This is a genomic window from Kitasatospora sp. NPDC059803 (assembly GCF_042732255.1).
Classification (GTDB): domain Bacteria; phylum Actinomycetota; class Actinomycetes; order Streptomycetales; family Streptomycetaceae; genus Kitasatospora.
Map to the genome: position 1 here is coordinate 1 of NZ_JBHWIJ010000341.1, position 8583 is coordinate 8583.

Genomic DNA, 8583 nt, shown 5'->3' on the forward strand with positions numbered 1-8583 from the left:
GGCGGGCACAGTCCGCCGCCGGGCCGCTGACCAGGCGTCAGCGCGTGGTGAGTTGCTCGGCCAGGGCGCGCAGGGCCAGCTCGTACGAGCCGAGCCCGAATCCCGCGATGGTGCCGGAGGCCACCGCGGCGATCACCGAGGTGTGCCGGAAGGTCTCCCGGGCGTACGGGTTGGAGATGTGCACCTCGATCAGCGGCGCGGTGCGCTGCGAGGCGGCGTCCCGCATCGCGTACGAGTAGTGCGTGAACGCGCCCGGGTTGATCACCACGGGCACCTTGCCGTCGGCCGCCTCGTGCAGCCACTCCACCATCTGCTGCTCGGAGTTGGTCTCGTGCACCTCGACCTCGAAGCCGAACTCCTTGCCGAGCGCGGTGCAGCGCTCGACCAGCCCGGCGTAGGAGGTGGCGCCGTAGACGTCCGGCTCGCGGCTGCCGAGCCGTCCGAGGTTGGGGCCGTTGAGCACCATGACCCTGGTCACGCCGAGACCTCCGCGTAGGCGGCGACCAGCAGGGACGGGTCGGGACCCTCCAGGACGGAGGTCTTGCCGAGGCCGTCCAGGACGATGAAGCGGATCAGGTCGCCGCGCGACTTCTTGTCGATCTTCATGGCGTCCAGCAGCTTCGGCCAGGCGTCCGCCTGGTAGCGCAGCGGCAGCCCGACGGAGGCCAGCACGGTGCGGTGCCGGTCGGCCGTCTCGTCGTCCAACCGGCCTGCCAGGCGGCCGAGTTCGGCGGCGAAGACCATGCCGATGGAGATCGCGGCGCCGTGCCGCCACTTGTAGCGCTCGTTGCGCTCGATGGCGTGGCCGAGGGTGTGGCCGTAGTTGAGGATCTCGCGCCGGCCGGACTCCTTGAGGTCCCCGGAGACCACGTCGGCCTTGACCTGGATGGCGCGGCGGATCAGCTCGACGGTGTGCCGGCCGTCCGGGGTCTTGGCGCCCTCCGGGTCGGCCTCGATCAGGTCGAGGATGGCCGGGTCGGCGATGAAGCCGCACTTGATGACCTCGGCGAGGCCGGAGACGTAGTCGTGCTTGGGCACGGTCGCCAGGGTGTCGAGGTCGGCCAGCACGCCCACCGGCGGGTGGAAGGCGCCGACCATGTTCTTGCCCTCGGCGATGTTGATGCCGGTCTTGCCGCCGACGGCCGCGTCGACCATGCCGAGCAGCGTGGTGGGCATGGAGATCCAGCGGACGCCACGCAGCCAGGTGGCGGCGACGAAGCCGGCCAGGTCGGTGGTGGCGCCGCCGCCGAGGCCGACGACGACGTCGCTGCGGGTGAAGCCGGTCTGCCCGAGCACCGACCAGCAGTACGCGGCGACCTCGGCGCTCTTGGCGTCCTCGGCGTTGGGCACCTGCAGCGCGATCGCCTCGTAGCCCTCGCCGAGCAGGTCCTCGCGGATGGCGTCGGCGGTGGCGGCCAGCGCCTCGGGGTGGATGATCGCGACCCGCCTGGCGCGGGTGCCGATGAGCGGCGCCAGCTCGCCGAGCAGCTGGTGCCCGATCAGCACGTCGTACGGGTCGTGGCCGGCGCTGCCGCCGACGTGAATCCTGACGATGGGGTCAGTCATGGGGGGTCTTCAGCTCCAGTGCTTCCAGTACGGCGTCCGCGACCTGCTCGGGGGTGCGGCCGGCGGTGTCGACGACGGCGGTGGCCACCTCCAGGTAGAGGGGCCGGCGGGCCTCCATCAGCTCGCGCCAGCGGGCCCGCGGGTTGATGGCCAGCAGCGGGCGCGGGGCGTCCAGGCCGACCCGCTTGACCGCGTCCGCCAGCGGGACCTCCAGGAAGACGACCGGCAGCTCGCGCAGCAGGGCGCGGGTGGCCTCGGCCATCACCGCGCCGCCGCCGAGCGCCAGGACGCCGTCGTGCTCCGTGGCGCCCGTGCGCACGGCCCGGACCTCCAGCTCGCGGAAGTGCGGCTCGCCCTCGTCGATGAAGATCTCCGGGATGGGCTTGCCGGCCAACGCCTCGATGTCGGCGTCGGTGTCCCGGAAGCCGACGCCCAGGCGCTCGGCCAGGGCCCGCCCGACGGTGGACTTGCCACTGCCGGGCGGGCCGACCAGCACAACGACCGGAACGGTCATCGGATGATCAGGTTGTCGAGGTAGCCCTGCACGTTGCGGCGGGTCTCGGAGACGTGGTCACCGCCGAACTTCTCGCTCACCGCGTCGGCCAGCACCAGCGCGACCATCGCCTCGGCGACGATCCCGGCGGCCGGCACGGCACAGACGTCCGAGCGCTGGTGGTGCGCCTTGGCCGGCTCGCCGGTGCGCACGTCCAGGGTCTGCAGCGCCCGCGGCACGGTGGCGATCGGCTTCATGGCGGCACGCACCCGCAGCACCTCGCCGGTGGTCAGGCCGCCCTCGGTGCCGCCGGAGCGGCCGGAGGTGCGCTTGACGCCCTCGGGGGTCGGGACGATCTCGTCGTGCGCCTGCGAGCCGGGCACCCGGGCCAGCTCGAAGCCGTCGCCGACCTCGACGCCCTTGATCGCCTGGATGCCCATCAGCGCGGCGGCCAGCCGGGCGTCCAGCCGGCGGTCCCAGTGCACGTGCGAGCCCAGACCCACCGGCACGCCGTACGCGAGCACCTCGACCACGCCGCCGAGGGTGTCGCCGTCCTTGTGGGCCTGGTCGATCTCGGCGACCATCGCCTTCGACGCGTCGGCGTCCAGGCAGCGGACCGGGTCGGCGTCCAGCCGCGCCTCGTCCGAGGGCAGCGGCAGCACACCGGCCGGGGCCTTGGCGGCGGCCAGCTCGACCACGTGGCTGACGATCTCGATCCCGCAGGTCGCCTTCAGGTACGCGCGGGCGACGGCACCGAGCGCGACCCGGGCGGCCGTCTCACGGGCGCTGGCGCGCTCCAGGATCGGACGGGCCTCGTCGATCGAGTACTTCTGCATGCCGGCCAGGTCGGCGTGGCCGGGGCGGGGGCGGGTGAGCGCCTCGTTGCGGGCCAGACCGGCCAGCACCTCGGGGTCGACCGGGTCGGCCGACATGACCTGCTCCCACTTCGGCCACTCGGTGTTGCCGACCATGACCGCCACCGGGCTACCCATGGTCTCGCCGTGCCGGACGCCGCCGAGGAACGTCACCTCGTCCTGCTCGAACTTCATCCGTGCGCCGCGACCGTAACCGAGCCGGCGGCGCGCCAGCGCGTCGGCCACCACCGCGGTGGTGACCGGTACACCGGCGGGCAGGCCCTCCAGCGTCGCGACGAGTGCGGGGCCGTGCGACTCCCCCGCCGTCAGCCAGCGCAACGTACCCAACGGAGCTCCTTCATCAGCGGACCGGCCACGGCACCTGCCGGGGCCCGCCCGGGCGTGCCTTTTCCCCTGAATCCTTTCACGTCCCGGCGGCACCCGGAGGCCCAGTCCGCGTGACGGACGGTGGTCGGTCAGTCGGCGGGACGGTGGTCGGCACGATTCCGGCCAGCCGGCCGGGCGGTGGCCGGCGCGATCCGGCCACCGGCGCGGGCTCAGCGCCCGGCGAGGGCCTTCTCGCCCGCCTCGCGCATCGCCGCCAGCGGCCCCGGCGCCCGCCCGGTGAAGGCCTCGCTCTGCAGCACCGCCTGGTGCACCAGCAGGTCCAGCCCGCCCAGGACGGTCGCCCCGCGCGCGGCGCAGGCGGCGGCCAGCGCCGTCGGCCACGGGTGGTACAGCACGTCGAACAGCGCCCCCGGCGCGGCGGGCAGCGCCCCGGCGAACGCGTCGGTCGCACCGACCGGCGTGGTCGAGACGGTCAGCGGCCGCGCCAGCGCCTGCGCGCCGAGCTCCCAGTCGGCGGTGCGCACGGCGACGCCCAGCCGCTCGCCCAGCTCGGCCATCTCCCGGGCCCGCTCCGCGCTGCGCACGTAGACGGTCACCTCACCGGTGCAGACCTGGGCCAGCGCCGCCAGCGCCGAGGAGGCGGTGGCCCCGGCACCCAGCACGGCCGCGGCCGGCACCTCGGTGATGCCGCGCTCGCGCAGCGCGTTCACCAGCCCGGGGACGTCGGTGTTGTCCCCGATACACCGCCCGTCGGCGGTGAACACCACGGTGTTCACCGCGTCCACCGCGCGGGCCGTCGCGCTGACCTCGTCCAGCAGCGGGATGATCGCCCGCTTCAGCGGCATGGTCAGCGACAGCCCGGCCCACTCGGCCTCGTCCAGCCCGGCGAGGAAGCCGGGCAGGCCGGCCTCGTCGACCTCGAAGCGGTCGTAGCGCCAGCCGTCCAGCCCGAGCGCCGCGAAGGCGGCCCGGTGCAGGTCCGGCGAGAGCGAGTGGGCGATCGGCGAGCCGAGGACGGCGGCCCGGTACTTGCTGGTCAACGCTGCTCCTCCGTGAACGGCGGTGCGGTGGCGGCTACTTGGTGGTGCAGTGGAGACCGACCTTGTCGAAGCCCTGGCCCGCCGCCCGGCAGTACGCCTCGACGTTGGCGGCGTGCTCCTTGTCCGTGTCGGCGAAGAGGGTGTTGGACGGGGACATCGCGATGAAGTACAGCCACTTGCCGTCCGCCGGGTTGAGCACCGCCTTGAGCGCGTCGTCGCCGGGGTTGGAGATCGGCGTCGGCGGCAGGCCCGGGTTGATGTAGGTGTTGTACTTGTTGGACCCGTCGTTGATGTCCTTCTTGTCCAGGTCCTTGCGGCCCAGCGAGTACTGCAGCGTGGTGTCCATGCCGAGCGTGTGGCGCACGGCATCGCTCGCCAGCCGGTTCTGGATGGTCCTGGCCATCTTGGCGAAGTCGTCGACCTTGTTGCCCTCGCGCTGCAGGATGCTCGCCTCGATGACCACCTCGTACGCGTTCTTGAGGCCGACCTTGGACGCGTCGGCGTCCAGGGTCGCGTACTTGTCGGTGGCGTTCTTCACCATCTGCTTGAGCAGGTCCTCGGGCTTCATGCCGTCGGCGATGTTGTACCGGGTCGGCCAGAGGAAGCCCTCGACGTTGCCGTTCGCGTACGCCGGCAGGCCGAGACTGCCGACCTGGGCCTTGGCGACACCCGCCGTGGTGCCCTGCGGCAGCTTCAGCTTCCCGTCGATCAGGGTGTAGATGTCGGCGGCGGTCTTGCCCTCGGGGATGACCAGCGCCGCACCGCCGGCCCCGTTGAGCAGTTCGCTCAGCGCGGTGGCGGCCGGCAGCTCCTTCTTCAGCGAGTAGAAGCCCGGCTGGACGTTCTTGCACTTCGGCTCGGCGTCGCAGGCCTTGCTGAAGGCGTCGACGCTCTTGACCACGCCGGCGCTCTTCAGCGCCAGGCCGATCTGACCGCCGACCGCACCCGACTTGACCTCGACCTGGACGGGGCTGCCGCCCTCGCCCGTGAAGTCCGGCGGCGGGCCGAAGTGGTCCTGGTAGAAGCCGTAGCCCCACCAGCCGGCCCCGCCCAGGGCGCCGACCAGCACCAGCGCGACCAGCAGGCAGGCCCCGCCGTTGCGGCGGCCGGACTTCTTGCCCTTCTCCTTGCGCTTCTTCTGCGCGTCGCGGGAGGAGTCCTCCTCGCCGAGGAAGCCCTCCTGTTCGGCGTGGCCGTCCTCGTCGCGGTACTCGGCGTCCTCGTGGTGGCCGTCCTCGTGACGGCCGTCCTCCTGGAAGCCGTCCGGGTGGCCGTCCCACTCGTCGGTCTCGGGCGCGTGCCCGCCGACCGGATCGGCGCCGGCCTCCAGCGCGGCGGCCTCGGCCTCCCAGTCGATGCCGTCCGGGCCGGGGCCGCTGACGGGCGCGGCCGGCTCGGGTTCCGGCGCCGCGCGACGCCGCCGCCCGGGCTGCGCGCCCTGCTGCGGGATGCCCGGCTGCTGCTGCGCGCCGGGCTGCTGAGGCTGCTGGGGCTGCTGCGGGGACATCCCCTGCTGCTGCGCCATGCCCGGTTGCTGCTGACCGTCCGGGAACCCCTGCTGCTGGTACCCCTGCTGGGGCAGCTGCTGCTGGTACCCCTGCGGCGCCATCTGCTGCTGCTGTTGCTGTTGCTGCTGCGGGTACCCCTGCTGCGGCATCTGCTGCTGCGGGTAGCCCTGCTGCTGCATCTGCTGCTGGGGCACCTGCTGCTGCGGGTACTGCTGCTGCCCGCCCGGGAACCCCTGCTGCTGATACCCCTGCGGGTACCCCTGCTGCGGCATCTGCTGCATCTGCTGCTGCGGATACCCCTGCTGCTGCATGTCTCCGTACGGCTGCTGGACCGGCTCGCCCTGCTGCTGGGGATACTGCTGGACCGGCTCGCCCTGCTGGGGATACTGCTGCCACTGGCCGTCCTGCTGGCCGGGGACCGGCTGCTGGCCGCCGTACCCGGGGTCACCGGGGTGCCACGGCTCAGAGCCCTGGGGGCCGTAGCCCCGACCCAGATCGGTCATTGATCCCCTTAACCGACGAAGACGGCCGGAGGATCGGACCGGCCGTCCGGGACGCGGTCCCGGCTGATTCTCGAACCGGCGTGCTAGCGCAGCGCCTGGGAGGAGACGTTACCGTACCGCACACGTGCCCCCGGCAGGGCGGACGTGCCGTCAGTGTCCGACCTCACCAGCCCGCGCCCGGCTCGGGCTCCGGCGCCGCCGGCCCGGAGTCGGGGGCCGACGCACCGGCCGAAGCCGACGACGAGGCCGAGGCGCCGGGCTTCGCCGACGCCCGGTTCGCGTTGAACTCGGCGACGTTGCGCTGCTGCACGTCGAAGCTGTCGGTGAAGCGGGTGTCCCCCGGTTTCACGGTGACGAAGTAGAGCCAGTCCCCCTGCGCCGGGTCCAGCGCCGCCGTGATCGCCTGCCGCCCCGGGTTGGAGATCGGCGTGGGCGGCAGCCCCGGGTGCAGGTAGGTGTTGTACGGGGAGTCCAGCCGGGTGTCGGTGACGGTGGTGTTCAGGGTCGACCGGCCGAGCGCGTAGTTGATCGTGGAGTCGAGCTGCAGCGGCATGCCCTTGGCCAGCCGGTTGTAGATGACCCGCGCCACCTTGCCCATGTCCTCGTTGTTGTCGGCCTCGCCCTGGACCATGCTGGCCACGGTGACCAGCCCGTACAGGCTCTGGCCGAGGTTCTGCGCGACGACGTTCGCGTCGTCCCGGCTGAACTCCTTGCCGGCCCGCTCCACCATCTGTTTCAGCAGGTCGATCGCGGTGGTCCCGTCGGTGACGCTGTACGTCGCGGGGAAGAGGTAGCCCTCGGGGCTGCCCTTGGCGAAGTCCGGCAGGCCCAGTTCGGCGCCCTGCTCCTGGGCGGTGCGCTGGGTGGTGCCCTCCGGCAGACGCAGCTTGTGGTCGATGGCCACGTAGATCTGGTAGCCGCGCCAGCCCTCGGGGATGGTCAGGCCGTTGGCGTTGGCCGGGTCGATCAGCACGGTCAGCGCGGCCGCGGCCGACATCCGCTGCTTCAGGGTGTAGGTGCCGGGCTGGATCCGCCCGGCGGCCGCGGCGCTGCCCTTGGCCGCCCGGGTGAAGGCGAGCGAGCTGGCCACCACCCCGTTGCGGACCAGGGTGGACGCGATCTGGGACAGGCCCGCGCCCTCCGGCACCGAGACCTGGACGCTGCCGGTGCCCTGCCCGTCGTAGTCGGCGGCGGCCGGGGGTTTGCGCTGCCCCTGGAGCCAGGTGTACCCGGCGAGGCCCGCCCCGCCGAACACCGCGACCAGGGCGAGCGCGGTGAGCGCGCAGGCCAGTCCGTTACGCCGTCGGTGCGGATCGGGCGCATCGGAGCGCATGCGGGGCGCGCCCGGCGGGCGGCCCTCCGGCTCCAGCACCGGCGCACCCAGGTGCCCGGGCGTGAGCCCCGGGTGGAAGTCCTGGTCGGTCATGGCTCGCGTCCCCTCGGCAGTGCCGAAACGTTCGAAAGGGGTCCGTGCGGACGCGTCCGCACGGACCCCTCGACGGGACGTTAGATCAGGCCGGTCAGCCGACCGCCTCGACGCTCTCACCGGGCGGGTTCCCGCTCACCCGTTCGGACTCAAGGGCGGTCTGCAGGATCACCACCGCGGCGGCCTGGTCGACCACCGAGCGGCCCTTCTTCGCCTTGACGCCCGAGGCGCGCAGCCCATGGGTGGCGGTGACGGTCGACATCCGCTCGTCGACCAGCCGGACCGGCACCGGGTACAGCCGGTTGGCCAGCCGCGTCGCGTACGCGCGGACCTTCTCCGCCGCCGGGCCCTCCTTGCCGCTCAGCGAGCGGGGCAGCCCGACGATCACCTCCACCGCGTCGTACTCCTCGACGATGGCGGCGATCCTGGCCTGCGACTTCACCCCGGCCGGAACGGTCTCCACGGGCGTGGCGAGCACCCCGTCGGGGTCGCAGGACGCGACCCCGATCCGGGCGTCACCGACGTCGACGGCGATCCGCCGCCCCCGCCGGAAGGGCCGCTCCACCTGAGGCTCCTCGACCATCAGCTGGCGCGCTCCGCGACCAGGCCGCGCACCGCGGCGACGGCCTCGCCGACCGCGGCCGGGTTGGAGCCGCCGCCCTGGGCGACGTCGTCCTTGCCGCCACCGCCGCCGCCGAGGGTCTTGGCGGCGACCCGGACCAGCTCGCCGGCCTTGATGCCGCGGCCGCGGGCGTCCTCGTTGGTGGCGATCACGGTCAGCGGACGGCCGCCCGCCACGGTGAAGGCGGCGACCACGGCCGGGCGCGAGCCGAGGCGGCCGCGCA

10 protein-coding genes are annotated in these 8583 nt (G+C 73.2%); 1 reads left to right on the plus strand and 9 read right to left on the minus strand.

Annotated features, from left to right (window positions below; all coding sequences use genetic code 11):
• Positions 1–37: 37 nt before the first annotated feature.
• The 6 genes from aroQ to mltG (ACFV6I_RS34515) all read right to left on the minus strand — a co-directional run bounded on the left by aroQ (position 38) and on the right by mltG (ACFV6I_RS34515) (position 5826).
• Positions 38–466 (minus strand): type II 3-dehydroquinate dehydratase, encoded by a 429-nt coding sequence (gene aroQ / locus ACFV6I_RS34490; RefSeq protein WP_063350970.1) that lies wholly within the window; start codon positions 464–466, stop codon positions 38–40.
• An 8-nt stretch (positions 467–474) separates the two neighbouring features.
• The gene (gene aroB / locus ACFV6I_RS34495; RefSeq protein ID WP_380380708.1) at positions 475–1566 is read right to left on the minus strand and encodes a 3-dehydroquinate synthase; all 1092 of its coding nucleotides are present in this window, start codon (positions 1564–1566) and stop codon (positions 475–477) included.
• A complete protein-coding gene (locus ACFV6I_RS34500) occupies positions 1559–2080 on the minus strand; it encodes a shikimate kinase (RefSeq protein ID WP_063346780.1) in 522 nt (173 codons plus the stop codon). Before ACFV6I_RS34500 ends, aroB begins: the two co-directional genes overlap by 8 nt.
• Entirely contained in the window at positions 2077–3261 is a 1185-nt protein-coding gene (gene aroC / locus ACFV6I_RS34505; RefSeq protein ID WP_107452826.1) for a chorismate synthase, read from the minus strand. The genes ACFV6I_RS34500 and aroC overlap by 4 nt, the downstream gene beginning before the upstream one ends.
• A gap of 209 nt (positions 3262–3470) precedes the next feature.
• Entirely contained in the window at positions 3471–4301 is an 831-nt protein-coding gene (locus ACFV6I_RS34510; protein WP_380429726.1) for a shikimate dehydrogenase, read from the minus strand.
• A gap of 34 nt (positions 4302–4335) precedes the next feature.
• A complete protein-coding gene (mltG, locus tag ACFV6I_RS34515; RefSeq protein WP_380429729.1) occupies positions 4336–5826 on the minus strand; it encodes an endolytic transglycosylase MltG in 1491 nt (496 codons plus the stop codon).
• A 6-nt stretch (positions 5827–5832) separates the two neighbouring features.
• Between mltG (ACFV6I_RS34515) and ACFV6I_RS34520 the strand changes: the two genes are divergently transcribed.
• Positions 5833–6315, plus strand: a complete 483-nt coding sequence (locus ACFV6I_RS34520; protein WP_380429731.1) for a hypothetical protein — start codon at positions 5833–5835, stop codon at positions 6313–6315.
• Positions 6316–6475: 160 nt separating this feature from the next.
• Here ACFV6I_RS34520 and mltG (ACFV6I_RS34525) read toward each other — a convergent pair whose 3' ends face one another.
• The 3 genes from mltG (ACFV6I_RS34525) to ACFV6I_RS34535 all read right to left on the minus strand — a co-directional run.
• A complete protein-coding gene (gene mltG, locus ACFV6I_RS34525) occupies positions 6476–7738 on the minus strand; it encodes an endolytic transglycosylase MltG (RefSeq protein ID WP_380429734.1) in 1263 nt (420 codons plus the stop codon).
• A gap of 94 nt (positions 7739–7832) precedes the next feature.
• Positions 7833–8303 carry a Holliday junction resolvase RuvX gene (ruvX, locus tag ACFV6I_RS34530; RefSeq protein WP_244293307.1) on the minus strand — a complete coding sequence of 157 codons (471 nt, stop codon included), beginning with the start codon at positions 8301–8303 and terminating at the stop codon, positions 7833–7835.
• A gap of 17 nt (positions 8304–8320) precedes the next feature.
• A partial coding sequence (locus ACFV6I_RS34535) for a DHHA1 domain-containing protein (RefSeq protein WP_380429737.1) occupies positions 8321–8583 on the minus strand: 263 nt, incomplete at its 5' end.